Origin of the sequence: Leisingera sp. M658, assembly GCF_025144145.1 — a bacterium.
GTDB lineage: Bacteria > Pseudomonadota > Alphaproteobacteria > Rhodobacterales > Rhodobacteraceae > Leisingera.
Window position 1 is genome coordinate 4,298,696 of sequence record NZ_CP083546.1, and the last position, 24,441, is coordinate 4,323,136.

A 24,441-nucleotide genomic window follows, 5' to 3' on the forward strand; every position below is an offset into this window, starting at 1 on the left:
GCTTTTCCTGCATTCTTGATTGGCGCTAACGGCCAAGGGCGGCTACAAAGGGAGTCCTGTTGATTAATCTGGGATTTTCTATGACCGAAGACCGCCACAGCCGTTTCCGCGATGCCCATTCCGACCGGGACCGGGCCGAACATGTGCCCGCTACGCCGCAGACCCAGGCGCCTGCCTACCGGCTTGCCTTTGCCGATGAAGAGTTTCTGTGCCGCGAGGAACTGCGCCCGGTGCGGCTGCAGCTGGAGCTGCTGAAGCCGGAGCTGATGCTGAACGAGCATGGCATCGAAAGCACCATCGTGATGTTCGGCGGCGCCCGGATCCCGGATCCCAAGCATAAGGATCAGGCGCGGACACAGACGCTGGCGGATCTGTCGCATTTCTATGATGAGGCGCGCGAGTTTGCCCGGCTGATGACCGAAAAATCGAAAGAGAGCGGCGGCCGTCAGAACGTGATCGTAACCGGCGGCGGCCCCGGTGTGATGGAGGCGGGCAACCGCGGCGCGCTGGACGCGGGCGGCCAGTCCATTGGCCTGTCGATCGTGCTGCCGCATGAGCAAGCGCCCAACGGGTACGTGACGCCGGACCTCAGCTTCAATTTCCACTACTTCGCGATCCGCAAGATGCATTTCCTGATGCGGGCGCGGGCGATCACCGTATTCCCCGGCGGTTTTGGCACCCTGGACGAGCTGTTCGAGAGCCTGACGCTGATCCAGACCGGCCGGATGGAGCGGGTGCCGTTCCTGCTGTTCGGCAAGGCGTTCTGGGACAAGATCATCAATTGGGAGGCGCTGGGTGACGCCGGAACCATATCGGATCAGGATCTGGACCTGTTCCGCGTGGTCGACACCGCACAGGAGGCGGTGGAAATCATCGACAACTGGGAGCCTGCGCCGCCGCGCGACAGCCTGCCCGGACGCGAGCGCTAAGCGCCGTTAACAAATACAGCTGCTGCCGGGATCAGGCGAATTCCGGCGGCAGCCTGCCAATTTCGTCGCCGGTGGTCAGCCGGGTGAGGATCTGGGCACCTTCCACAGTTTTTACTGAATAGCCGTAACCGCGCAGGCGGAACTGCCATTCCCGCGGACTAAGGGCCTTTTCCCGTTCGCTGCGGATCAGGTCCAGCACGCTGGGGTCAATCGGGGCAGTCTTGCGTTCCATTGGAGCCATCTGTGAGTCCTTCTGAAAATGAATTGTCTGCGTTTTGGAAATTGTTCCCGGCAAAGGGCGGAATTTTAGCTGTATTGTGAAAAGAGTACGGCAGGCTGGCCTGTGTCCCTGAGTGCGGCTCTTGCGCAACAGTTCTCAGGCGTGGTGATGCCGCGGCAATGCGGGCGGTAGGACCGGCGGGAAACCGGACTTCATCAGACGGTTTTCGCGCAGGAATTTGCCAATTGCAGAAAATTGTCATTTCTTCGCTCGGCTTGAGGCCGGAAACGGGCCAAACTTGGCCACATTTACAAACAAAAACTTACCGTTGACAGGATAGTGGAGACCGTTGATGCCCGAAGTTTCAGATTACACGGCGCTATTAGCCTATACATCGAACAGCAGCCTCCGCTGGAACAGCTTGGCTGATCCCGGCACTCAAACTGTGGTGACATACAGCTTTGTCGATAGCGGCGACTTGGGGGATGCGGCTGACGACCCTTATGGCGCCAGCAGCTATTGGTCCTTCAATAGCACGCAGCGCGACTATTTCCGCCTGGCTCTTGCGGAGTTTGAAGAGGCGTCCGGCGTGCTGTTTGTCGAAACGGACGGCCCGGCGATGATCAACGCCTTTGGCTACAACGGCGGCTCTGCTGCGGGCTGGGCGGATCTTGCCTGGTCCACCTCATATTCCACCAATGAGGGGGAACTGGCGATTAAAAGCAGCAATATGGCGCCGGGATCCTATGGCTATGAAACGGTGCTGCACGAGATCGGCCATGCGCTGGGCCTTGAACATCCGCATGACGGTGACACTACGCTGGCGGACCACCTGGACGACCAGGAACACACCGTGATGACCTATAACTATGCCGGGTACAACGTCACGGAACTGGGCACATTTGATGTGCAAGCTCTGACCCATCTTTATGGCGAAACCGGCAGCACCGCAGGATGGAGAGCTTACGCCAATACGGCGGGCGACGTTGTGATCAAGGCCAGCAGCCGTGCAGAAACTGTATTGGCGACCGGGCAGGATACCAAGATTTATGCCAGGGGAGGCGAAGATACCGTCATTGGGCGCGAAGCGGATGACCGCCTGTTCGGCGGCGGCGGCGCTGACACTCTGACCGGTGGCTATGGCGAAGACAGGCTGGCGGGCGGTAAGGGGTCGGACGTTCTGATCGGCGGATTGGATGAGACCGACTATTCAGGCGCCTACGGTGAAGACGACTTTCTGAAAGGTAATGGCGGCAGGGACACGCTGTTTGGCGGCCAGGGGGATGACAGGCTGATCGGCGGCAACGGTAAAGACCGCCTAGTCGGCGGTGAAGGGTCTGACGTCTTGACAGGAGGCAAACACGCGGATGTTTTTGTGTTCGTGTCTGCCGATTATTGGGAAGACGAAGTCATCACGGATTTCGGCAGAGGCGATGACCGGATCGAATTCTCTGACACTTCAGTGGAAGAATTCGGCGATCTGACCATCACACAGGTAAATGGCAACACCCTGATCGGATTTTTCGGCAGTCACGAGATCGAGTTGACCGGCTACACCGGCACACTCACCGAGGACCACTTCCTGTTTACCTGATACGGCAGCCGGGGACCCTGCCGCGCCGGGGCCGGAGCCGGGTTACTTTACCCCGGTTTCGGCCTCAATCTGCTTACGGCTTTTGCGGGCGCGCTCGGTCGCCGATTTCAGCTGGCCGCAGGCAGCCATGATGTCATCGCCGCGGGTCTTGCGGATCGGCGAGGCATAGCCGGCCTGATAGACGATATTGGCAAAGGCATGAATTCGGTTGTTCGAGGACCGCTTGTACGGGCTGCCCGGCCATTCATTGAATGGGATCAGGTTTATCTTGGCCGGGATTTTGTAGCGCTTGATGTGCTCAATCAAACGGTGCGCGTCCGCGTCGGTGTCGTTCACCCCGTCTAGCATCACATATTCAAACGTGATCCGCTCGGAATTTGACACTTTGGGGTAATCCGCCAGCGCCTGCAGTAGCGTGTCGATGTTCCAGCGCTTGTTGATCGGCACCAGCTTGTCGCGGATCTCGTTTGTCGTAGCATGGAACGAAATCGCCAGCAGGCAGCCGATTTCTTCGGCGGTGCGGGCAATCTCCGGCACCACGCCTGAGGTCGACAGGGTAATCCGGCGGCGGGACAGCGAGATGCCCTCGGGGTCCATCGCAATCTTCATCGCGTCGCGGACGTTGTCGAAATTATACAGCGGCTCGCCCATGCCCATCAGCACGATGTTCGACAGCAGGCGGGTTTCGTCCTTGGGCGCGCCCGGCACCGGCCATTCCTCCAGATCGTCGCGCGCCATCATCACCTGGCCGACAATCTCGGCCGGGGTCAGGTTGCGCACCAGCTTCTGGGTGCCGGTGTGGCAGAAAGAGCAGGTCAGAGTGCAGCCCACCTGAGATGAGATGCACAGCGTGCCGCGGCCGTCTTCGGGGATATAGACCACTTCGACCTCGTGGCCGCCATTGATGCGCACCAGATACTTGCGGGTGCCGTCGGTGGAGACCAGTTTGCTCACCACTTCCGGGATGCGGACTTCGAAGGTGTCCGCCAGTTCCGCACGATAAGCTTTGGCCAGGTTAGTCATTTCCGCGAAATCGCGCTTGCCCCACTGGTAGATCCACTGCCAGATCTGCCCGACCCGCATCTTGGCCTGCTTTTCCGGGGTGCCATGTTCGATCAGCACCTCGCGCATGCGCTCGCGGGTGAGGCCGACAAGATTGACCTTGCCGCCCTCGGGATCCTTGCGGGGCAGGGTCAATACGTCCTGGGTGATCGGCGCGCTGGCGGTCATTGGCTTTAGCCTCGGTGCTGGTGGGCGGATGCGGCTCTATATAGGATTCCCGCGGAAGATCAAAAGGAATCCTTGAACACAAGTTTCAGACCGCAGATTTGACCAGTGCCTATTTGGCAAACCGCACCAGTTCCTCGACCCGGGCGCGGCCCAGGGTCGTCCAGCACGCCCGCGTTGCAATTCCGGCGTCTTCACGCACCGGATGGGCTTCGCCGGCAAAGGCGCAATGCGCGCTCCGGAACCCTTCCCAGGCTGTTTGGCTCTGCATCAGTGCAGCTTCAACCGCAGTCCCGCCATTGGAGTTGTCACGCTCTGCGGCGGCGACCATTGCGGCTTCCAGCGCGTTGAGCAATGCGGCTTCCACTCCTTCTTCATCGTCCGCCACACAGGATCCGATTTCCTCACGGCTTCCCGCGCCGCATTCCAGCGCCGGATTGGCAAAAGCGGGCGGGAAAAGCAGCGCAACTGCAAGGCAAGCGCACGGAAGACTGGCTGAGTTCGGCATGGCAAGCACCTCCTGCGTCCCATGCTACGCCGCTTGCGGGCCTCAAACAAGAAAACCCCGGCACAGGCCAGGGTTTGGTGTGTTTCCGCTAGGCAGCCGAAATTACTTGCTGCAGCGTTTTTCCGCGTCATCCAAGGCGGCCGTAAAGCCCAGCAGCGAGAAGCTGTCCTTGGTTTGGGTGCCCCGGGCGGACCGCGCGGTCAGCACCGCATTTGCGCCGCGTTTCATAGCGGTAACGATCTTGGCATCATCCGCAGGTGTCGCCGGCCAGGCCCATTCGCCCTCGGTGAACAGTTCAAACTCGGACTCGCCGATGGCCATGTTCACGGTGGAACCCGGCGCAAAGGGGTAGCCGCCGGTAAAGCTGACTTCGCCTTTGGGGGCATCGCTGCTGCGGAAGGTGACAAACAGCTGGATCTCGCTGCGGCGCACCGCCACGACGCGGCCGTCGCGGGTGTTCACGGTTTCCTTTGGTGCGGAAACCCCCCAGCACTCGTTGGGATTGTCGCCTTCAAAGACGCTCCAGTCCACTTTGGCTGCAACGCGGTTGTTCGACGTTGCTTGCGCAGATGCGGTGGTTGCCAATGCTGCCAGACACAGGCCCGCAGCCACGCGGGCAAGTTTCAATGCCATTTGTCCCGACTCCAAGACTGTTCTCTAAACCTCAAATACCAAACAAAGGGTCCGCAGCGTTTCAACCGCCGTCTGGTCCCGATCCCCTCGCTTGCGCTACACAAGCACACTAACGTAACTAGCACCACGGGCGAAAGTGCGTTTTGGCAGGTTTTCGCCCAGAAAACCGCACGGAAACACAAGGGGAGATATCATGCCGAAACCTGTGCCCATGGCCGAAGTCTGGCGCGGCCCGCTGCTGGAGAGCCTGCATCTGGGTCATGCCGTCATTTGTGATGACACGGGCAAGGTGGTGCGCAGCTGGGGGGATCCGGGTGCGGTGATTTACCCGCGCAGCTCGGCCAAGATGATCCAGGCGCTGCCGTTGATCACCTCCGGCGCTGCCGCGCGCTATGGTTTGACGTCCGAACAGCTGGCGCTTGCCTGTGCGTCCCACAACGGTGCGCATATCCACACCGAGCGGGTGAATGCCTGGCTGGATCAGCTGGGCCTTGGCGATGACGACTTCCGCTGCGGCACGCAATTGCCAGACGACATTCCGGCCCGCAATGAGCTGATCAAGACCGACAACAGCCCCTGCCAGGTTCACAACAACTGCTCTGGTAAACACGCGGGCTTTCTGACCCTGACCCAATATCTGGGGGCAGGGGCCGAGTACATCGAAGTCGATCACCCTGTGCAGCAGGCCTGTCTGGCGGCGTTTGAGGAAACCACCGGGCAGGATAGTCCCGGCTATGGCATCGACGGCTGCTCAGCGCCGAATTTTGCCACCACCGTATCTGGCCTTGCACGGTCCATGGCTTGGTTTGCCAGTGCTGCAGACCGCTCTGACCGCGCATCGCAAGCGGCGCAGCAGCTGGTGGCGGCGATGACGGCGCATCCCGAATTGGTCGCAGGCGAAAGCCGCTGCTGCACCAACCTGATGCGGGCGATGGGCGGCAAAGTAGCGATCAAGACCGGCGCCGAGGCGGTGTTCATCGCGATCCTGCCTGAACAGAAAATGGGCGTAGCCGTGAAGATCACCGACGGCGCCACCCGCGCCAGCGAATGCGCAATTGCCGCGCTGATGGTCAGCCTTGGTGTGCTGGAGGCCGAGCACCCGGAAACCCGAAAATTCATGAACAAGACGCTTTACAGCCGCCGCGGGCTGGAGTGCGGATCCATCCGCCCGGCAGCCGAGCTGCTGTTTTGAAAATAACTGCCCCGGGCCGGCCCCGGGGCATGCAGCCTACATTTCCATGTCGATGATCTCGGCCACTTCGACTGAACCGTTGCCGCTCACCACCATCGGGCAGCCTTTGGCCATTTCGCAGGCAGCATCCTGGTCGGCCGCTTCGACCACCGTGTAGCCCGAAAGCGGATTGGCGCCGCCATTGTCCACGACCCCTCCGGCGCTGACGGTTTTGGACATGCCAACCGGCGCGCCGGGTATCTTCAGTGCGTCGCCCATCGACCCCATCCAGTTCTTCCAGGCCTCCATTTCCTTGGCGCCTTCTGCTTCGCTCTCGGGCTTCTTGCCGCCGTGATAGGCAAAAATGAACTGTGGCATTGGTCTTCTCCCTTGGTTGCAGTGGACGTGATTCAGATTTGTTCGGCCAGTTGCGCCTCAAGCTTGCGCAGGGTCGAAGTCCAGCCCTGTTCGTGGCGCGATGCGGTCTCGGTGCCGTCCAGATCACGGTGGTCAATCAGCAGCATGGCGCCGTTCTCGGTGGCAGCGATGGTGAAGGTCACATGGCTTTCAGCGCCGCGGCTGCCGTCCTCGTCATGCCAGGCCCAGGTGAAGCCGACGGATTTCGGCCCATCCACATGGGTCACTTGGCCCGAGACATGAAACCGCTGGCCGTCACTGTTTTGCATGACAGAATACCAAGGGCCGGTGCGGCTCAGATCCAGATTATGTTCCGGGATATGCACCCCCTCCGGGCCCCACCACTTCAGCAGCTTGTCCGGGGTGGTCACCCAGGCGAACAGTTTTTCCGGACTGACGGGAAAAACCCTTTGCAGCTGCAGATCACTCATGCGGCTTCCTCCATCAGGTGTCATCTGCCATCAAAGCTGCCTCCAGCCGGTTCAGGCCGCCCTCCCAGAAGGCGCGCCGGGACTGGGTCCACTCGGCAATCATCCGCAGGCCTTCGGGCCGGGCGGAATACAGCCGCCTGGTGCCATCGGCGCGCTGGGTGACCAGCCCGGCCTCGCGCAGCACCTTCAGATGGCGCGAGATCGCAGGCGCCGAAATGCCCGCACCCGGTGCCAGATCGCCTGCAGGCAGCTCGCCTTTTGCAATCAGCTGGTCGACGATCGACATACGGGTTTCATCCGACAGCGCAGCAAATAATTTCAGAATCGGTATCATATCCATTATTATCACTTTTGTTAATTAAGTGTCATGTTAAAAAATGGCAGTAAACATGTGGGTGCAATTGACCGGTATTCAGCAAGACAAAACCGCGCGGCCCAAAGCCCGGCACCGGCAGGTGCGGGTCAGGAGATCACCGCATGTCCCAAAGAAGCTTCGCCGCCAGCGTTATTGAAGTCAGCACCAGCAGCGGCTTGATCAGCTTCGCGCCCTGCTTGTTTGCAAGCCCGGCTCCTGCACGCGCGCCGGCAATCTGGGCCAATCCCATCAGCAGGCCGGTGATCCACCAGGGGGTGGCAAAAAAGGAAAAGGCAACAAGCCCGCCCGCATTGGAGGCAAAGTTCAGCAGTTTGGTATGGGCCGTGGATTTGAGGATGCCATAACCGGCAAGGGAGACAAAGGCGAGCATGTAGAAACTGCCTGCCCCCGGCCCCAGCAGCCCGTCATAAGCGCCGCACAAGGGAACCATTGTTGCGGCAAACAGGGCAGGCGATAGGCGGCGCCGGCGGTCCAGATCATCCAACCCTTTCTTGACCGCAAAGAAGATGGCTATGGCAATCAGCAGTACTGGCAGGAACAGGCGGATCCACTCGGTGGGCAGGAAGGTCACCAGAAAGGCGCCTGCAACCGATGCGGCAAAGGCAATCAGCGCAGGTTTGCACTGCGATTTCAGATCAACATGGCCGGCCCGGGCATAGGTGGCCGCCGCGGTGGCGGCTCCGAACAGCCCCTGGATCTTGTTCGTTGCCAAGGCTGTGACCGGGCTGGCCCCCGCCAGCAGCAGAACAGGCAAGGTGACCAGGCCGCCGCCGCCGGCAAGCGCGTCGATGAAGCCCGCAACAAACCCGGCTGCCAGCAGCAGCATCAGGGTCTCGATCCCCACTTCCAGCATGTGATTGATCAGCCTTTGAAATCGTCGCGACCGTAGCCCTGGATGTACAGCAGCGCAGTCAGGTCGCCGTGGTTGATGCGGATGTCGCATTCTGCTGCGACTGAAGGTTTGGCATGCAGCGCCACCCCGGCGCCTGCGCGTTTCAGCATCCCCAGATCATTGGCGCCGTCACCTACCGCAATGACATCCGCCACTCCAATCCCCAACCGGGCGGTGATCTGCTTCAGCGCCTCCACCTTGGCTTCCCGGCCCAGGATCGGCCTGCCTGCTTCTCCGGTCAGCTTGCCGTCTTCCACGGTCAGGGTGTTGGCGCGGTTTTCGTCAAATCCCAGCTCTGCCGCCACCTGTGCGGTGAACGCCGTGAACCCGCCCGACACCAGCGCCGCATAAGCGCCCTCTGCCTTCATCGTGGCCAGCAGATGCCTGCCGCCGGGCATGTAAGTGATGCGCTCGGCCAGCACCTTGCCGATCACCGTTTCCGGCAGCCCTTTCAGCAGTCCCACCCGCGCGGTCAGCGCGCCTTCAAAATCCAGCTCGCCGTTCATTGCCCGTGCGGTAATGTCCTTGACCCGTGCGCCAACGCCCGCTTCTTCTGCCAGCTCGTCAATGCACTCCTGCTGGATCATGGTGGAGTCCATATCGGCCAGCAGCATCTTCTTCTTGCGCCCGGCATAGGGCTGAATGACCAGATCCACGCCCAGCTTCTGCAGATCCTCCCAGACGTTCCACCGGTTGTCCGGCATTTGCTTCAGCGAAAACTCAGCTGCGGCACCTGGCGCCAGCCAGACAGCCTCGCCACCGCCCCAGGCATTGCGCAGCGATTCGATCAGCGGAGGCTCCAGAACCGGGCTGGCAGGGTTGCAAAGCAGGGTGGCAGCAAACATCGGCAGGCTCCGTTTCATCGGGGTTCGCCTTGTCATAACGGTCCGCCGCTGGATCGGCCAGCCTGCTCGATGCTGTGGAAAACAGGGGGCGTTATAAGGCAGGCCGCCAGCAGCGAATTCAGGACGCCTGTTTCCGATGGTGGAAAAACGTGTCGCAAAAAGAGTGTGTATGGCCGTATTTTCCCGACTTTCCTGTTGCATGCCGCGCTGCAGCGCCCTAGCTCTGGTGGCGGGACACCCCTCCCCAACGAGGGGCGCTTATCTGGAAGGGTAGCATTCATGGCTATTGCACAACCGGCATCGCGGCCGGTAAATCCGCGTTTTTCTTCTGGCCCTTGCGCCAAACCTCCTGTTTTTGACGTCGCCAAACTGGCCAACGCGCCGCTGGGCCGTTCGCACCGCGCTGCGGTTGGCAAGGAGCGTCTGAAGGCGGCGATCGAAGGCACCCGCGAAATTCTGAACATCCCTGCTGATTACAAGATCGGCATTGTCCCTGCGTCGGATACCGGCGCGGTGGAAATGGCAATGTGGAACCTGCTGGGGGCCCGCGGCGTCGAGATGCTGGCCTGGGAAAGCTTCGGCTCTGGCTGGGTGACCGACGCGGTGAAGCAGCTGAAACTGGACGCCACCGTCAAGACCGCCGATTACGGACAGATCGTGGACCTCGCCTCTGTCGATTTCTCCAATGACGTCGTCTTCACCTGGAACGGCACGACCTCCGGCGTGCGGGTTCCCAACGGCAACTGGATCCCGGCGGACCGCGAAGGGCTGACCATCTGCGATGCCACTTCGGCAGCCTTTGCGCAACGGTTGCCTTGGGACAAGCTGGATGTGACCACCTTCTCCTGGCAGAAGGTGCTGGGCGGCGAAGCTGCACATGGCATGATCATCCTTTCCCCCCGTGCCGTCGAACGGCTGGAAAGCTACACCCCCGCCTGGCCGCTGCCGAAAATTTTCCGCCTGACCAAGGGCGGCAAGCTGATCGACGGCATTTTCCAGGGTGCAACTATCAACACGCCCTCGATGCTGGCGGTTGAGGATTACCTGCTGGCGCTGGACTGGGCGCGCTCGGTTGGCGGCATGGAAGGCCTGCGCGAACGCGCCTACGCCAACCTCGCCGCAGTGCAAAGCTTTGTGCAGGACAATCCCTGGATCGCGTTCCTGGCTGAACAGCCGGAGTACCGTTCCAACACTTCTGTCTGCCTTAAGTTTACGGATGAGCGCATTCAGGACGGCGCAGTGTTTGCCAAGGCAGTGGCCAAACGGCTGGAAAATGAAGGCGTAGCCTATGACATCGGCGCCTACCGCGACGCGCCTGCGGGCCTGCGGATCTGGTGCGGCGGCACGGTTGAAACCACTGATGTGGCTGCCCTGATGCCTTGGATCAAATGGGCCTTCGAGGCTGAGATCGCTCTCCAGACTGAAGCCGCCTGAATTCGGCTCTGCTCCGGGGCGCTGCCCCGGAACTCCCTTCCAGGGGACCCTTCACAATATCAGGCCGCACAGGCCCCCGTATGAAAAGGACCACCAACATGGCTCCCAAAGTTCTCATCTCCGACAAGCTGTCCGAAGCTGCCGTCCAGATCTTCCGCGACCGGGGCATCGACGTCGATTTCCTGCCTGATGTGGGCAAGGACAAGGACAAGCTGGCGGAAATCATCGGCCAGTACGACGGCCTGGCGATCCGCTCGGCGACCAAAGTGACCGAAAAGATCCTGGAGAGTGCCGCAAACCTCAAGGTGATCGGCCGCGCTGGCATCGGCACCGACAACATCGACAAAGAAGCCGCCTCCAAGCGCGGCGTCATTGTGATGAACACCCCCTTCGGCAACATGATCACCACCGCCGAACACGCCATCGCCATGATGTTCGCAACCGCCCGTCAGCTGCCCGAGGCCTCGGCGTCCACCCATGCGGGCAAATGGGAGAAGTCCAAGTTCATGGGCACCGAACTGACCGCCAAGACCCTGGGTGTGATCGGTGCCGGCAACATCGGTGGCATCGTCTGCGACCGCGCCCGCGGCCTCAAGATGAAGGTGGTGGCCTATGACCCGTACCTGAGCACTGAGAAGGCCGACAAGATGGGCGTCGAAAAGGTTGAGCTGGACGAGCTGCTGGCCCGTGCCGACTTCATCACCTTGCATGTGCCGCTGACCGACCAGACCCGCAACATCCTGTCCAAGGAAAACCTGGAGAAGACCAAGAAGGGCGTGCGCATCATCAACTGCGCCCGCGGCGGCCTGGTGGATGAGGGCGCGCTGGCGGAATTGCTGACCTCTGGCCATGTGGCAGGTGCGGCCTTCGACGTGTTCTCGGTCGAGCCGGCCAAGGAAAACGCCCTCTTCGGCCTGCCCAATGTGGTCTGCACCCCGCATTTGGGTGCCGCCACCACCGAGGCGCAGGAAAACGTCGCTCTGCAGGTGGCTGAGCAGATGTCCAACTACCTGCTGACCGGCGCTGTGGAAAACGCGCTCAACATGCCCTCGGTGACGGCGGAAGAAGCCAAGGTCATGGGCCCCTGGATCAAATTGGCCGACCACTTGGGCAGCTTCGTGGGGCAGATGACGGATGAACCGATCAAGGCGATCAACATCCTTTATGATGGTGCCGCTTCGGAGATGAACCTGGACGCGCTGAACTGTGCGGTGATTGCCGGAATCATGAAACGCGCCAACCCCGAGGTGAACATGGTTTCCGCCCCGGTGGTCGCCAAGGAGCGCGGCATCCAGATATCGACCACGAACCAAGACAAATCCGGCACCTTCGACGGCTATGTCAAGGTGACCGCAGTGACCTCCAAGCGCGAACGCTCGGTGGCTGGAACCGTGTTCTCCGACGGCAAGCCGCGGTTCATCCAGATCAAGGGTATCAACATCGAGGCCGAGGTCGGCGCGCATATGCTGTACACCACCAACGAGGACGTGCCCGGCATCATCGGCACCCTGGGCCATACCCTGGGCGAAAGCGATGTGAATATCGCCAATTTCACCCTGGGCCGCTCCGAAGCCGGCGGCGAAGCCATCGCGCTGCTGTATGTGGATGACGAGGTGCCAGCAGAGGTCCGCGCCAAGCTGGCCGAAACCGGGTTGTTCAACCAGATTAAACCATTGGCATTCGACGTCGTCTGAAAGTTGATTGCGTAACTGGTTCAATCAGGAACGCCGCCCGGTTATAAGGGCGGCGTTTTCATATCCGGCCCTCTCCAGACAAAGGATCTTGCAATGACCGCGCCCCTATATGCGATCGGCGACATTCACGGCCAGCTTGCCATGCTGGAGGAGGCTTTGACCCGGATCGAGGCCGACGGCGGCCCGGACGCTCGGATTGTCTTTCTGGGAGATTACACAGACCGCGGCCCGGACAGCCGCGGGGTGCTGGACCGGCTGATCACAGGTCAGGAGGAGGGGCGCGACTGGATAACGCTGTTAGGCAACCATGACCGGATGTTTGCCTGGTTCATGGAAGACACGCCCCGCCATGACCCGCATCTGCTGGTCGGCTATCACTGGCTGCATGAGCGGATCGGCGGAGTTGAGACCCTGGCCAGCTACGGGCTGACATTCGAAGACCGCACCCGGCTCGACGCCCTGCAGGCCCGGGCCAAAGAGGTGATCCCGGCCCGGCACACTGAATTCTTGCGTCGCCTCATGCCCCTTTACGAGACGCCGGACCTTGCCTTTGTGCACGCCGGAATTCGCCCCGGCGTATCGCTGCCCCAGCAGCAGGAGAACGATCTGGTCTGGATCCGGCAGGCATTTCACGACCACACCGGCCCGCACCCGAAACTGATTGTGCATGGCCACACGCCGGTGGACCGGCCCAGCCATTACGGCAACCGCATCAACCTCGACACCGGCGCCGGCTACGGCCGCCCGGTCAGTGCCGCCGTTTTCGAAGGCCGCAACTGCTGGCTGCTCACGGAAAACGGCCGCCAGCTGCTGACCCCGTAGTTTTCCCTTCTTCTTCTGGCCAAAAACATCCTGGGGGTGAGCGCCAGCGGCGCGAAGGGGCGCGCAATCCTGGGCTTGTTGAAGCACCGCTCGACGGGAATGCGCAAGGAATACAGCGAATGCTCCACACCGACCCGCATCTTGCGTGATTTGCGCATGGGAATCTGGTCGAGCACGTCCCGCGCCTCCATCCTTTTCCGAATATTGTTAGCGTCATAGCCTCGGTCAACCAACAGGACGCTCGTCTCAGGCAAGTCGTCGGCCATGACCATGTCGAACCCCTGGCAATCGGATGTCTGGCCCGGTGTGATCTCGGTCCTCATTGGCAGGCCTGCTGCGGTGACGCCGAGAAGGATCATTTGAAGGGCATCCGGCACCGTCCCGCTTTGGTTCAGGGCGTCCATGATGCCCTCCCGCAACCCCGCCAGCGTCCAACGCCGGAGCTGCCGGTAGATATTCGGCCACTTGCCGGATTCTTCAGGCAGGTCACGCCATGGCGCGCCGGTGCGGGCGATCCAGAAAACTCCATCGAGAACAAGGCGGTGATCGGTAGGTTTGCGCCGGTTCGGGGCGTGTGCAGCCCGGATAAACCGGTCAAAAAACGCCCATTCCTCGTGCGGCAAAAATCTCGTGCCAAGCTGGTCTTCCTCGTAGATCCCGGTGTGAATCATGACCGGCACCCGATGTGAAGCCCTTTTGTCGACACAGCCTGAATCACAATCAGGTCCAGTCCAGTACCACTTTGCCGCTAGAGCCAGATTTCATCGCTGCAAAGCCCTCGGCAAAATCATCCACTGCAAAGCGATGGGTGATCACCCGGCTCACGTCCAGCCCGTTCTGCAGCATGGCGATCATCTTGTACCAGGTTTCGAACATTTCGCGCCCGTAGACGCCTTTGATGGTGATCGCCTTGAACACGATGCGTGACCAGTCGACCGGCGATTTTCCCGGCGGAATGCCCAACAGGGCAATCTTGCCGCCCATCACCAGGGCTTCTACCATCTGATCCAATGCCGTTTGCGAACCGGACATTTCCAGCCCGACATCAAACCCCTGTTTCAGGCCCAACTCGCGCACCACGTCATGCAAGTCTTCCTGCGCCACGTTCACCGCGCGCACCGCTGGCGCCACATGTTCCGCCAGCGACAGGCGGTCCGGGTTGATATCGGTGATCACCACATGGCGCGCGCCGGCATGTTTCGCCACCGCCGCCGCCATGATGCCAATGGGGCCTGCGCCGGTAATCAGCACGTCTTCGCCCAGCAGATCAAAGCTCAGCGCAGTATGCACAGCATTGCCCAAGGGGTCCAAAATGGCACCGATCTCATCCGGGATTTCCTCCGGCAGCGGCACCACGTTAAAGGCGGGGAGTTTCAGATATTGGGCAAAGGCGCCTTGCTCATTCACCCCGATGCCGCGGGTTCCGGGGTCCAGGTGGAACTTGCCGGCGCGGCTCTGGCGCGAGTCCGTCTTGATCAGATGCCCCTCGCCGGAGCAGCGCTGCCCCACCGTCAAATCGGTGACATTGCGCCCGATCTCGACGATTTCACCCGCAAATTCATGCCCGGTAATCATTGGCACCGGCACGGTGTGCGAAGCCCACTCATCCCAGTTCCAGATGTGGATGTCGGTGCCGCAGATGCCGGTCTTCTTGATTTTGATCAGCACCTCATCCGGGCCGATTTCCGGTACCGGCGCCTGCACCATCCACAGGCCCTCCTGCGGCTGGCTCTTCTCCAGCGCCTTCATTGTGTTTGGGCGGCTCATGACACGATCCCCAGCGCCTTGCCCACCTTGCCAAAGGCGGTCAATGCCCGGTCCAGCTCGTCCCGCGTCAGCGCCGCATTCATCTGGGTGCGGATCCGCGCCTGGCCGCGCGGCACCACCGGGAAGAAGAAGCCGGAGACATAAACGCCCTCGTCAAACAGCTTTGCCGCCATGTCCTGCGCCAGCTGCGCCTCGCCCAGCATCACAGGGATGATCGGGTGCTCACCCGGCAGCAGGTCAAAGCCCAAGCCTTCCAGCCCGGCGCGCCAGTACTTTGCATTCTCAAACAGCTGCGCCCGCAGCCCGTCCCCTTCTTCCACCAGACGGATCGCCTCCAGCCCGGCAGCAACAATCGATGGCGGCAGCGAATTGGAAAACAAATAGGGCCGCGCCCGCTGCCGCAGCAGGTCGATCACTGGCTGCGGCCCGGCGATATAACCGCCGATGGCCCCCCCAAGTGCTTTGCCCAATGTCCCGGTGACGATATCCACGTCCACCCCGAAATGCTCCGGCGTGCCCGCACCTGTCGCCCCCATAAAGCCGGTTGCGTGGCAGTCATCCACCATCACCACCGCATCGTATTTGTCCGCCAGTGCCCGGATCTCCGGCAGCTTGGCCAGGTAGCCGTCCATCGAAAACACCCCGTCGGTCGCGATCATGATATGCCGCGCCCCGTCCTCGCGCGCCTGTTTCAGCCAGGCCTCCAGATCATTCATGTCGCTGTTCAAATAGCGATAGCGTTTGGCCTTGCACAGGCGCACCCCGTCGATGATCGACGCATGGTTCAGCGAGTCCGAGATGATCGCATCCTCCGGCCCCAGCAGCGGCTCGAACAGCCCGCCATTGGCATCGAAACAGGCGGCAAACAGGATTGCGTCATCCTTGCCCAGGAATTTGGCCAGCCGCTGCTCCAGCTCCCGGTGAATGTCCTGGGTACCGCAGATGAACCGGACTGAGGCCATGCCGAATCCTTTAGGCTCCATCGCGTCCTTGGCTGCATTGATGAGGGCAGGGTGGTTGGCCAGACCCAGATAGTTGTTGGCGCAGAGGTTGATCACCTCGCGGCCGCCAACCGTGATCCCGCCACCTTGGGGGGAGGTGATCATTCGCTCACGTTTGTACAGCCCCTCAGCCTCGATCTGGGCAAGCGTGTTGGAGATGTCGGTCAGAAATGCGTTGGACATGAGCTGGCTCCCTGGGTGTCTCGAGTCGCGTGTCTATCATAGCGGACATGTTTCCGAAATACAGGATTTCAGTATGGCGGAAAAAATTCCGTGAAACCGGATTTGAAAGCTGAAATTCCACCCGGCCGGACTATCTCATCCCAAAACAGGGAGGAAACAGTCATGGCACGCATCACGGGTATCGGCGGAGTATTCATCAAGGCGCGCGGCGGCGCCAAGGAACTGGCAGAATGGTACCGCGACCATTTGGGGCTGGAGCTGGCGGATTTCGGCGGCGCCGTCCTCAAGTGGCCGGAGGACAAGGCCGGCGACGGCGGCCTTACCGTTTGGGCCGCTGCTGATCAGCACGGGACTTGGTTCGATCCCAGTACCTCGGGCTTTATGATCAATTACCGGGTTGATGACATGGACGGCATGGTTGCGCAGCTGACGGCCGCAGGCATTCCCATCCTGAAAGGGCCTGACGCCCATGAGAACGGCCGCTTTGCCTGGATCATGGATCCAGAAGGCAACAAGGTGGAGCTGTGGGAGCCTGCGCCTTGGGATGAGAAGAACAAAGGCTGACTGTCCCTTTGTGTCCTTAATGGCAGGCACAAAAAAACGCGGCCCCTTTGCAGGGACCGCGTTTCAGAACTGCTAAGCTGAAAAGCTTATGCCAGCGCCAGGTTCACAGCCGACTCGCGGCCGTCACGGCCGGGCTCGATGTCGAAAGTGACTTTCTGGTTGTCCGCCAGGCCGGTCAGGCCGGAACGCTCAACAGCGGAGATGTGCACGAACACATCTTTGCTGCCGCCGTCGGGTGCGATGAAGCCGAAGCCTTTGGTGGTGTTGAACCATTTTACGGTGCCGGTGGCCATATCCGTAGTCTCCTAGTATTTGCTGCCCGCGGAAGTGCGGCAGCCTGGCGTAGTCGGTCTGGATCGAGAGACTGAAAACGCCGCAAAGCGGGAGACAGTGGATCGACAAGAATAACGTTAGCGATCCACATATGGTCCGATGCCGTGAGTCTTTCAAGGGCTTTGTTCCGGAAAGGTGGAGAGAGGGGCTTTCTTGCCGGTGCGTTTACGCTGGTTCAGCGAAAAAGATCCGGCTCAAACCCGAAATCTCCTGCCTGTCTGAAAGGTCTGCCAATGCCTGGATTGATATCGAAAAAAGGGGTGCAGCCGGGCTTGAGGGCATACCTCAAGCGGTTTTCACAATAAGAAACACCCGCGCCGGCCCCTCGGGGGCGGTAACCGAATGCGCAACATCAGCGGCATAGCGGGCAGTGTCGCCTGTTTGCAGCAAGTTATTGGCATTGCCCGAAGAAAGTGCAATTTCGCCCTCTAGAACGGTCAGCTGTTCCACTGTGCCGCGGGTGTGGGGCTGGCTGATCAGTGCACCGCCCTTGTCGAACCGGATATCATAGACCTCGTGCCCGCCGGCGTCCTCTGGCGGCGACAGAATGCGAATCCGGCATCCTTGGCCCATGTTCTCGATTTTGGGCACATCTGTTGCGCGCAGAACCTCAATCCGGTCCTTCATGTCCCCTGTTTCCAGCAGTCCGGCAAAATCCACCTGCAGCGCACGGGTCAGGTTCCACAGTGTTGCGATGGTGGGGGAGCTTTCACCGCGCTCAATCTGGCTTACCATAGAACGGCTGACACCGGAGAGATTCGCCACCGCCTCCAGGCTTAGCCCTTGGGTGCGGCGGGCCTCTTTCAGGCGGGCGGGCAGCAGGGTCAGGATATCGTCTGTGTTTTCCGTCATGACGGATTCTCTGCGCTGTCAGGCAGGATTTGTCAAATCCTGCGGTCTTTCGGAATGTTGCGCAGTGGCGGTGTACGGGGGAGTTACGCGGCGTTTCCATGACGGCACGTCCCCGCAGACAGGGTCATGCTGCGGGCGCATAATGGCGGCAACGCAGGAGTGAGGAGAAAGACAATGACTGATATCGTGATTCTGGACGGCGCCCGCACCGCCATCGGCACTTTTGGCGGCGCTTTGGCGGGCACTGCACCGATTGATCTGGCCACAACCGTATCAAAAGCAGCACTGGAGCGCTCCGGCGTTGAGGGCGGGCAAATCGGCCACGCCGTATTCGGCCATATCATCAACACCGAGCCGCGCGACATGTACCTGAGCCGGGTTGCAGCGATGCAGGCAGGGGTGCCTGATGCGGTGCCTGCGATGAACGTGAACCGGCTTTGCGGTTCCGGCGTGCAGGCAATTATTTCAGCCTTTCAGTCACTTACCTTGGGAGACGCGGAGTTCGCACTGGCCGGCGGTGCCGAAAACATGTCGCGCAGCCCCTATATCCTCCAGCAAAGCCGCTGGGGGGCAAAGATGGGCGATGTAAAGTCTCTGGACATGATGCTGGGGGCGTTGAACTGCCCGTTCGGCACAGGCCATATGGGAGTTACAGCCGAGAACGTCGCCGATGAGCACGGAATTACGCGCGTCCAGATGGATGAATTTGCCGTCACCAGCCAGACCCGCGCGGCGGCAGCAATCGAGGCCGGGCATTTCAAATCGCAGATCGCGCCGGTTGAGGTGAAGGTTAAGCGCGACATGGTACCGTTTGAGGTGGACGAGCACCCCAAAGCCACCACTCTGGATGTGCTGGGCGGGCTGAAGGCGGTGTTCCAGAAAGATGGCCGGGTTACCGCCGGCAATGCCAGCGGGATCAACGATGGTGCGGCGGCGGTGGTGCTGGCCACAGCCGCCGCCGCAGAAAAGGCGGGTCTGAAACCCAAGGCGCGGATCCTGGGCTATGCCCATGCCGGTGTGCGTCCCGAGGTGATGGGGATCGGCCCGGTTCCTGCGGTGCGTAACCTGTTCGAAAAGACCGGCCTGTCGGCGGGCGATTTCGACGTCATTGAATCGAACGAGGCTTTTGCCTCGCAGGCGCTGGCGGTGAATAAGGAATTGGGGCTGGATCCTGCCAGAGTGAACCCAAACGGCGGAGCGATTGCCCTGGGCCATCCGGTGGGTGCAACCGGTGCTATCATCACCTTGAAAACGCTTTATGAATTGGAGCGGACAGGCGGATCGAAAGGTCTGATCACCATGTGCATCGGCGGTGGTCAGGGCATCGCTTTGGCAATCGAGCGGCTGTAAAAGAAAGCGAAGGGGGCGCTGCCCCCTCGCGCCTTGCGGCGCTCACCCCTGGGGTATTTCAGACCAGAAAGAAGACCGTGGCCATTGGGGCCTTTGCGCGTTCACAGCAGCAGGGCAACAACGGCACAGAGGCTTGCTCCGCCGGCTGCGCCTAGAACAGCCGGGGTTACCCAGCTGTTCAGCTTGCGTTTTTGTGTCCCGTTCTGCGCTGCTTGTGCGATCAGCGCCTGTTCCACCAGCGCGGGCAGCCGGGGGCCAAACCGGGCCATCACCTTAGCGGTGTCCAAAAGGTCGGAAACCACGGCGCGCGGGCCGATTGATTTCTTGATGTAATCCTCGACCACCGGCTGAGCGGCTTCCCAGATGTTGATATGCGGATCCAGCGAGCGGGCGACGCCTTCGACCACGACCATGGTACGTTGCAGCAGGATCAGCTCGGTGCGGGTTTCCATGCCGAAACGCTCGGTGACTTCAAACAGATAGTTCAGCAGCCGCCCCATGGAGATCTGCGAGGCGTCCATGCCGAAGATCGGCTCTCCCACCGCGCGCAAGGCGCGGGCGAATTCATCCACATCGTGGGAGGCGGAGACATAACCGGCCTCGAAATGCACCTCGGCGACGCGTTTGTAGTCGCGTTTGATGAAGCCATAGAGGATCTCGGCGTAGACCCGGCGGGTGTATTCATCAATATGGCCCATGATGCCGAAGTCATAGGCGATAATGTCACCGTTTGCCGCGACCTTCATGTTGCCCTGATGCATGTCGGCGTGGAAAAAACCATCGCGCAGTGCGTGGCGGAGGAAAAGCGACAGCACCCGGTCGGCCAACACCCGGCGGTCATGGCCCGCTGCATCCAGCGCGTCATTGTCACCCAGCGCAACGCCGTCCGCCCAACCCATCGTCATTACCCGGCGGGCGGAATAGCCCCAGCGGATCTCAGGCAGCTGGAAGCCTTCGTCATTCACGGTATTGGCGGCAAACTCCGAGGCGGCGGCGCTTTCCAGGCGCAGGTCCAATTCCCCTTGCACCACACCGTCGAAATGCTCGATCACGTCCATCGGCTTCAGGCGGCGGGCACCGGGCGCAAAAAGATCGGCTATGCGGGCAGCGAAGTAAAAGGCGTCCACATCCTTGTTGAAGGCGCGCTCAATACCGGGCCGCAGAATCTTGACGGCCACTTCATCGCCGGAGTCCGCCAGTGTGGCCCGGTGCACCTGCGCAATGGAGGCTGCGGCGATCGGGTCGCTGAATTCCGAGAAAACCTCTGAGACCGGGCGGCCCAGTTCTTTTTCCACTTCGGCCAGTGCCTCGGCGCGGGAGAACGGCGGCAGCTTGTCCTGCAGCACCCGCAATTGGCGGGCGAGATCCTTGCCCACCACATCGGGCCGGGTCGAAAGAACCTGCCCGAATTTGATATAGGCAGGCCCCAGGGCGTTCAGCGCGCGGGTTTCTGGCGGCATTGCGGGATCGCCCTTGTAGCCCAGCCATTTAAACGGCCAGCCCAGGGTGCGGGCGAGGATACGCAGGGGCTTGGGGGCCTCAAAGGCCTCCAGCACCGAATGCATGGCGCCGGTGCGCTCGAAAGTGGCGCCTGTGCGGATCAGGCGCAGAATGTTGTGGGGGCCGCGCATAGGTCAGATCTTCCAGCCGGAATGCAGGGCGGCGATGCCCAGCGACAGGTTGCGGTACTTGGCGTTCTCGAACCCTGCCTTGCGCAGCATTCCGAGGAAAGTCTCCTGATCGGGGAAGTTGCGGATCGATTCCACCAGATACTGGTAGCTGTCGTAATCGCCGGCAATCATTTGCCCCATCCGCGGGATCACATTGAAGGAGTAGAGGTCATAAAGCTTTTGCAGCCCGTCATTCGGCAGCTGCGAGAACTCCAGCACCATCAGCCGCCCGCCGGGGCGCAGCACCCGGTAAGCCTCGTTCAAGGCCTCCTGCGGGCGGGTTACGTTCCGGATGCCGAAAGAAATGGTGTAGACGTCAAAAGTGTTGTCCTTGAACGGCAGCTTCATCGCATCGCCGGTGACCCAGTCGAGGCTGTGCGCCATCTGCTCGGCCTCGGCGCGTTTGCGGCCTTCTTCCAGCATCGGGCGGGTGAGATCAAACACGGTGGAGTGGCCGGACCCTGCGCGTTTCAGGAAGCGGAAGGAAATGTCACCGGTGCCGCCCGCCACATCCAAGAGCCGCTGACCGGGTCGCGGCGCCAGCCAGTCCATCATCGCGTCTTTCCAGACCCGGTGGATACCCACACTCATCACGTCGTTCATGATGTCGTATTTTGAGGCGACCGAGTTGAAGACCCCCTGCACGCGGCCGGCCTTTTCCTCCTCGCGGACGGTTTCGAACCCGAAATGGGTGGTGTTGTCGCTGCTATCGCTCATGAGGCTTGCCGTTTGCTGAATTCCGCCCTTGTTATAAGGCGCTGGAGGGCAGGCACAATGCGGCCCGTTGGTTCAGGAGGGGTGTAATGCCAGAATTGCCCGAGGTCGAGACAGTGAAACGCGGATTGGCGCCTGCGATGGAGGGGGCGGTGATCACAAATGCGGCTGTGAACCGGCCGGACCTGCGCTGGCCGTTTCCGGAGCGAATGGCCGAGCGGCTGACCGGTGCGCGGGTCAATGGGCTGCGGCGGCGGTCAAAGTACATTCTTGCCGACCTCGACACGGATGAGACATTGCTTATTCACCTTGGCATGTCGGGCCGGATGACGGTGTCGGGTGATCCGCTGGGGCAGTTTACGCATCAGCATCCTCAAGCAGTAAAGCACGATCATGTGGTTCTGGATATGGACAACGGCGCCCGCATCACATTCAACGATCCGCGCCGCTTTGGTGCAATGGATCTGCTGGAGACGGCGACTGCCGAGTCCCACAAACTGCTGGCGGTGCTGGGGCCGGAGCCGCTGGGCAATGATTTTCACGAGGATCATCTGGTTGCCGCCTTCCAGGGTCGCAACACGCCGGTGAAATCTGCATTACTGGATCAGGGAATCATTGCTGGCCTTGGTAACATTTACGTCTGCGAAGCTTTGTTCCGTGCGGGAATTTCGCCACGCCGCAAGGCTGGGCAGATTGCCGCGCATCGGGTTGCGGCGCTGGTTCCGATCATCCGGGAAGTGTTGCAGGATGCCATCCGTGCAGGCGGATCGTCGCTCAAGGATTTTCGGCAAGCCTCTGGTGAACTTGGATATTTTCAACATTCTTTCGATGCTTACGGGCGCGAGGGCGAACCTTGCCGCCGCGCGGGTTGCACCGGGTCAATTGGGAGAATCACTCAGTCCGGACGCTCTACCTTCTACTGTGTAAAGTGCCAAAGATAGCTTGATCAGAGTGCGCCTTTTGGTAAGGACTCAGGACTGAACGGAACAACCGAAAGAGAAATCATGGCCTACGAGACGATCAACGTCGATGTGCAGGACCACGTTTGCCTCATAAAACTGAACCGCCCAGAGGCGATGAACGCGCTCAACAAAGAACTCATCGGCGAGCTGTGCGCGGCTTTGGAAGAGGCCGATGCCAGCGACAAGGTGCGCTGCATCGTTTTGACCGGCTCGGAAAAGGCCTTTGCCGCCGGTGCCGACATCAAAGAGATGTCGGAGATGAGCTTTACCGAAGTGTTCTCCACGAACCTGTTTGCCGATGCCAATGACCGGATCTCTGCCATCCGCAAGCCGGTGATCGCGGCGGTGGCCGGCTATGCGCTGGGCGGCGGCTGCGAGCTGGCGATGCTGTGCGATTTCATTATCGCTGCTGAGACTGCCAAATTCGGCCAGCCTGAGATCAATCTGGGCGTCGTTGCAGGCATTGGCGGCACGCAGCGTCTGACCCGGTTTGTGGGCAAGTCCAAATCGATGGATATGAACCTCACCGGGCGCTTCATGAATGCCGAGGAAGCCGAACGTGCCGGCCTGGTGTCGCGCGTGGTGCCGGCCAAGAAGCTGATCGAGGAAGCCACCGCAGCGGCACAGAAGATCGCCGAAAAATCGCTGCTGACCGCGATGGCGGTCAAGGAGACGGTGAACCGCTCTTACGAGCTGCCGCTGAACGAGGGGCTGCTGTTCGAGCGCCGGGTGTTCCACTCGATGTTTGCCACCGAAGACCAGAAAGAGGGCATGGCCGCCTTTCTGGAAAAGCGCGAAGCGCAGTTCCGGGACAAATGAACCCGGCTTGCGATTAAAGTAACGGAGCGGCGGGCGGATGAGCCCGCCGTTTTGCTTTCCGGGCCAGCGCCCTTGCAATTCTGCACCGGATTGGATAAACGCCGCCCCATACATGCGCGTGCAGCCCGCTCTGGCTAGAATCACACCGGTTTTGTGACCCGGGTCCGGCTGGCATTGCGTCCGATAGAAACAGAACCCGAGATAAGGTCAGATACCATGGCAAATTCGCCCCAGGCCAAGAAGCGCGCACGTCAGAACGAAAAGCGCTTTGCCGTCAACAAAGCCCGTCGTTCGCGCATCCGCACCTACCTGCGTAAAGTTGAAGAAGCTATCGCTTCCGGCGACAAAGAAGCTGCAACCACAGCTCTGCGCGCTGCTCAGCCCGAGCTGATGCGCGGTGTCACCAAGGGTGTGTACCACAAAAACACCGCTTCCCGCAAAATCTCGCGCCTGTCCGCACGCGTGAAGGCACTGGCCTGAGATTCGCGCTGCTGGGCAAGCTCAAGCAGAGTTGAAAAGTTGTCAGGGCGCTGCAGATTGCAGCGCCTTGTTTTTTGGGAAAACCCTCGGCGGTGTTCTGCAGGCGCGAGAGATTCTTTGTCGCCAAAGGCAGAGTCAACATCATAGTTTCGTTGCTGCCGCCCCCCTCGAATTGCTACCAATAGGACAGCGATTCACTCGCTGGGGGGACAGGCTGCTTGCGGCAATCTTGACGGGCATCAAGGTTGCCAGGTTATCCGGTACAGACGGCACATATGTGCGTTGTTCTGGCCGGGATCCACTGCTGTGTTGGTATAGGACAGCAGCCTTGTCTCAATTGTGTGCGATACTGTTCGTCACGGCAAATCCGCCGCTTCTTGCGGCTGTTTTTGCTGTTTTGTGCGAGCTTTCAGCCTTCGGGTAATGCGGCCACTGCTGGTCCGCACACATAACCCCTGTGCGTGAATGCCCCCCGGGTGGTTGGGGGTGAAGATAGAATAGAACTGGCCCGGCCAAGGGGCCGCTGCTTTTTTGGGGACGCGTGAGGCGCAGC

General features: G+C 60.7%; 26 protein-coding genes and 1 pseudogene. 11 read left to right on the top strand and 16 right to left on the bottom strand.

The annotated features are described in order from the left end of the window. Positions 1-80: 80 nt before the first annotated feature. Positions 81-929 (top strand): TIGR00730 family Rossman fold protein, encoded by an 849-nt coding sequence (locus K3724_RS20995; protein ID WP_259988901.1) that lies wholly within the window; start codon positions 81-83, stop codon positions 927-929. A 31-nt stretch (positions 930-960) separates the two neighbouring features. Here the strand turns inward: K3724_RS20995 and K3724_RS21000 are convergent, their stop codons facing one another. Then, on the bottom strand, positions 961-1,161 hold the full coding sequence (locus tag K3724_RS21000) for a hypothetical protein (RefSeq protein ID WP_409201190.1): 201 nt from the start codon (positions 1,159-1,161) through the stop codon (positions 961-963). A gap of 340 nt (positions 1,162-1,501) precedes the next feature. Here K3724_RS21000 and K3724_RS21005 point away from each other — a divergent pair, with 340 nt between their 5' ends. Next, the gene (locus K3724_RS21005) at positions 1,502-2,743 is read left to right on the top strand and encodes a reprolysin-like metallopeptidase (RefSeq protein WP_259988905.1); all 1,242 of its coding nucleotides are present in this window, start codon (positions 1,502-1,504) and stop codon (positions 2,741-2,743) included. A 42-nt stretch (positions 2,744-2,785) separates the two neighbouring features. Here K3724_RS21005 and rlmN read toward each other — a convergent pair whose 3' ends face one another. The 3 genes from rlmN to K3724_RS21020 form a co-directional block, all read right to left on the bottom strand. After that, positions 2,786-3,973 carry a 23S rRNA (adenine(2503)-C(2))-methyltransferase RlmN gene (gene rlmN / locus K3724_RS21010; protein ID WP_259988907.1) on the bottom strand — a complete coding sequence of 396 codons (1,188 nt, stop codon included), beginning with the start codon at positions 3,971-3,973 and terminating at the stop codon, positions 2,786-2,788. Positions 3,974-4,082: 109 nt separating this feature from the next. Continuing rightward, positions 4,083-4,478 carry a lysozyme inhibitor LprI family protein gene (locus K3724_RS21015; protein WP_259988909.1) on the bottom strand — a complete coding sequence of 132 codons (396 nt, stop codon included), beginning with the start codon at positions 4,476-4,478 and terminating at the stop codon, positions 4,083-4,085. A gap of 102 nt (positions 4,479-4,580) precedes the next feature. After that, entirely contained in the window at positions 4,581-5,111 is a 531-nt protein-coding gene (locus K3724_RS21020; RefSeq protein ID WP_259988911.1) for an invasion associated locus B family protein, read from the bottom strand. A gap of 193 nt (positions 5,112-5,304) precedes the next feature. On the opposite strand from K3724_RS21020, the gene K3724_RS21025 reads away from it, so the two are divergent. Then, positions 5,305-6,303 (top strand): asparaginase, encoded by a 999-nt coding sequence (locus K3724_RS21025; RefSeq protein WP_259988914.1) that lies wholly within the window; start codon positions 5,305-5,307, stop codon positions 6,301-6,303. A 36-nt stretch (positions 6,304-6,339) separates the two neighbouring features. Here the strand turns inward: K3724_RS21025 and K3724_RS21030 are convergent, their stop codons facing one another. The 5 genes from K3724_RS21030 to serB all read right to left on the bottom strand — a co-directional run bounded on the left by K3724_RS21030 (position 6,340) and on the right by serB (position 9,243). Next, positions 6,340-6,660 carry a YciI family protein gene (locus K3724_RS21030; protein WP_259988916.1) on the bottom strand — a complete coding sequence of 107 codons (321 nt, stop codon included), beginning with the start codon at positions 6,658-6,660 and terminating at the stop codon, positions 6,340-6,342. A 32-nt stretch (positions 6,661-6,692) separates the two neighbouring features. Continuing rightward, entirely contained in the window at positions 6,693-7,130 is a 438-nt protein-coding gene (locus K3724_RS21035) for an SRPBCC domain-containing protein (RefSeq protein WP_259988918.1), read from the bottom strand. Between the two features lie 13 nt (positions 7,131-7,143). Continuing rightward, the gene (locus K3724_RS21040) at positions 7,144-7,464 is read right to left on the bottom strand and encodes a helix-turn-helix transcriptional regulator (RefSeq protein ID WP_259992716.1); all 321 of its coding nucleotides are present in this window, start codon (positions 7,462-7,464) and stop codon (positions 7,144-7,146) included. Positions 7,465-7,600: 136 nt separating this feature from the next. Further along, positions 7,601-8,359 carry a TSUP family transporter gene (locus tag K3724_RS21045; protein ID WP_259988920.1) on the bottom strand — a complete coding sequence of 253 codons (759 nt, stop codon included), beginning with the start codon at positions 8,357-8,359 and terminating at the stop codon, positions 7,601-7,603. An 8-nt stretch (positions 8,360-8,367) separates the two neighbouring features. Further along, positions 8,368-9,243: a phosphoserine phosphatase SerB gene (gene serB / locus K3724_RS21050; protein WP_259992717.1), complete on the bottom strand. Its 876-nt coding sequence runs from the start codon at positions 9,241-9,243 to the stop codon at positions 8,368-8,370. A gap of 279 nt (positions 9,244-9,522) precedes the next feature. Here serB and K3724_RS21055 point away from each other — a divergent pair, with 279 nt between their 5' ends. The 3 genes from K3724_RS21055 (at position 9,523) to K3724_RS21065 (ending at position 13,193) form a co-directional block, all read left to right on the top strand. After that, a complete protein-coding gene (locus tag K3724_RS21055; protein WP_259988922.1) occupies positions 9,523-10,677 on the top strand; it encodes a phosphoserine transaminase in 1,155 nt (384 codons plus the stop codon). A 98-nt stretch (positions 10,678-10,775) separates the two neighbouring features. Beyond that, the gene (gene serA / locus K3724_RS21060) at positions 10,776-12,371 is read left to right on the top strand and encodes a phosphoglycerate dehydrogenase (protein WP_259988924.1); all 1,596 of its coding nucleotides are present in this window, start codon (positions 10,776-10,778) and stop codon (positions 12,369-12,371) included. Positions 12,372-12,464: 93 nt separating this feature from the next. Then, positions 12,465-13,193 carry a metallophosphoesterase family protein gene (locus tag K3724_RS21065; protein WP_259988926.1) on the top strand — a complete coding sequence of 243 codons (729 nt, stop codon included), beginning with the start codon at positions 12,465-12,467 and terminating at the stop codon, positions 13,191-13,193. A gap of 50 nt (positions 13,194-13,243) precedes the next feature. Here K3724_RS21065 and K3724_RS21070 read toward each other — a convergent pair. From K3724_RS21070 to K3724_RS21080, 3 genes and pseudogenes are all read right to left on the bottom strand, one after another. Further along, positions 13,244-13,864: pseudogene (locus tag K3724_RS21070) on the bottom strand (transposase); the annotation flags it as partial. Between the two features lie 49 nt (positions 13,865-13,913). After that, a complete protein-coding gene (gene tdh / locus K3724_RS21075; RefSeq protein WP_259992718.1) occupies positions 13,914-14,942 on the bottom strand; it encodes an L-threonine 3-dehydrogenase in 1,029 nt (342 codons plus the stop codon). Positions 14,943-14,956: 14 nt separating this feature from the next. Beyond that, entirely contained in the window at positions 14,957-16,144 is a 1,188-nt protein-coding gene (locus tag K3724_RS21080) for a glycine C-acetyltransferase (protein WP_259988928.1), read from the bottom strand. A 162-nt stretch (positions 16,145-16,306) separates the two neighbouring features. Between K3724_RS21080 and K3724_RS21085 the strand changes: the two genes are divergently transcribed. Further along, positions 16,307-16,708 (top strand): VOC family protein, encoded by a 402-nt coding sequence (locus K3724_RS21085; protein ID WP_259988930.1) that lies wholly within the window; start codon positions 16,307-16,309, stop codon positions 16,706-16,708. Positions 16,709-16,794: 86 nt separating this feature from the next. On the opposite strand, the gene K3724_RS21090 is transcribed toward K3724_RS21085, so the two are convergent. Both K3724_RS21090 and K3724_RS21095 read right to left on the bottom strand, forming a co-directional pair. Next, positions 16,795-17,001 carry a cold-shock protein gene (locus K3724_RS21090; protein WP_024092327.1) on the bottom strand — a complete coding sequence of 69 codons (207 nt, stop codon included), beginning with the start codon at positions 16,999-17,001 and terminating at the stop codon, positions 16,795-16,797. 325 nt (positions 17,002-17,326) lie between these two features. Further along, entirely contained in the window at positions 17,327-17,893 is a 567-nt protein-coding gene (locus K3724_RS21095) for a helix-turn-helix domain-containing protein (protein WP_027257153.1), read from the bottom strand. A gap of 174 nt (positions 17,894-18,067) precedes the next feature. Here K3724_RS21095 and K3724_RS21100 point away from each other — a divergent pair, with 174 nt between their 5' ends. Continuing rightward, entirely contained in the window at positions 18,068-19,243 is a 1,176-nt protein-coding gene (locus tag K3724_RS21100; RefSeq protein ID WP_259988933.1) for an acetyl-CoA C-acyltransferase family protein, read from the top strand. Between the two features lie 101 nt (positions 19,244-19,344). Here the strand turns inward: K3724_RS21100 and ubiB are convergent, their stop codons facing one another. Both ubiB and ubiE read right to left on the bottom strand, forming a co-directional pair. Next, positions 19,345-20,874 (bottom strand): 2-polyprenylphenol 6-hydroxylase, encoded by a 1,530-nt coding sequence (ubiB, locus tag K3724_RS21105; protein WP_259988935.1) that lies wholly within the window; start codon positions 20,872-20,874, stop codon positions 19,345-19,347. A gap of 3 nt (positions 20,875-20,877) precedes the next feature. Then, on the bottom strand, positions 20,878-21,630 hold the full coding sequence (gene ubiE / locus K3724_RS21110) for a bifunctional demethylmenaquinone methyltransferase/2-methoxy-6-polyprenyl-1,4-benzoquinol methylase UbiE (protein ID WP_129372782.1): 753 nt from the start codon (positions 21,628-21,630) through the stop codon (positions 20,878-20,880). Positions 21,631-21,716: 86 nt separating this feature from the next. Here ubiE and mutM point away from each other — a divergent pair, with 86 nt between their 5' ends. The 3 genes from mutM (at position 21,717) to rpsT (ending at position 23,888) form a co-directional block, all read left to right on the top strand. After that, complete coding sequence (mutM, locus tag K3724_RS21115) at positions 21,717-22,568, top strand: bifunctional DNA-formamidopyrimidine glycosylase/DNA-(apurinic or apyrimidinic site) lyase (RefSeq protein WP_259988938.1); 852 nt, start codon at positions 21,717-21,719, stop codon at positions 22,566-22,568. 63 nt (positions 22,569-22,631) lie between these two features. Further along, the gene (locus tag K3724_RS21120) at positions 22,632-23,408 is read left to right on the top strand and encodes an enoyl-CoA hydratase (protein WP_129372784.1); all 777 of its coding nucleotides are present in this window, start codon (positions 22,632-22,634) and stop codon (positions 23,406-23,408) included. Positions 23,409-23,624: 216 nt separating this feature from the next. Beyond that, positions 23,625-23,888: a 30S ribosomal protein S20 gene (rpsT, locus tag K3724_RS21125; RefSeq protein WP_134830955.1), complete on the top strand. Its 264-nt coding sequence runs from the start codon at positions 23,625-23,627 to the stop codon at positions 23,886-23,888. The last annotated feature ends 553 nt before the right edge of the window (positions 23,889-24,441 follow it).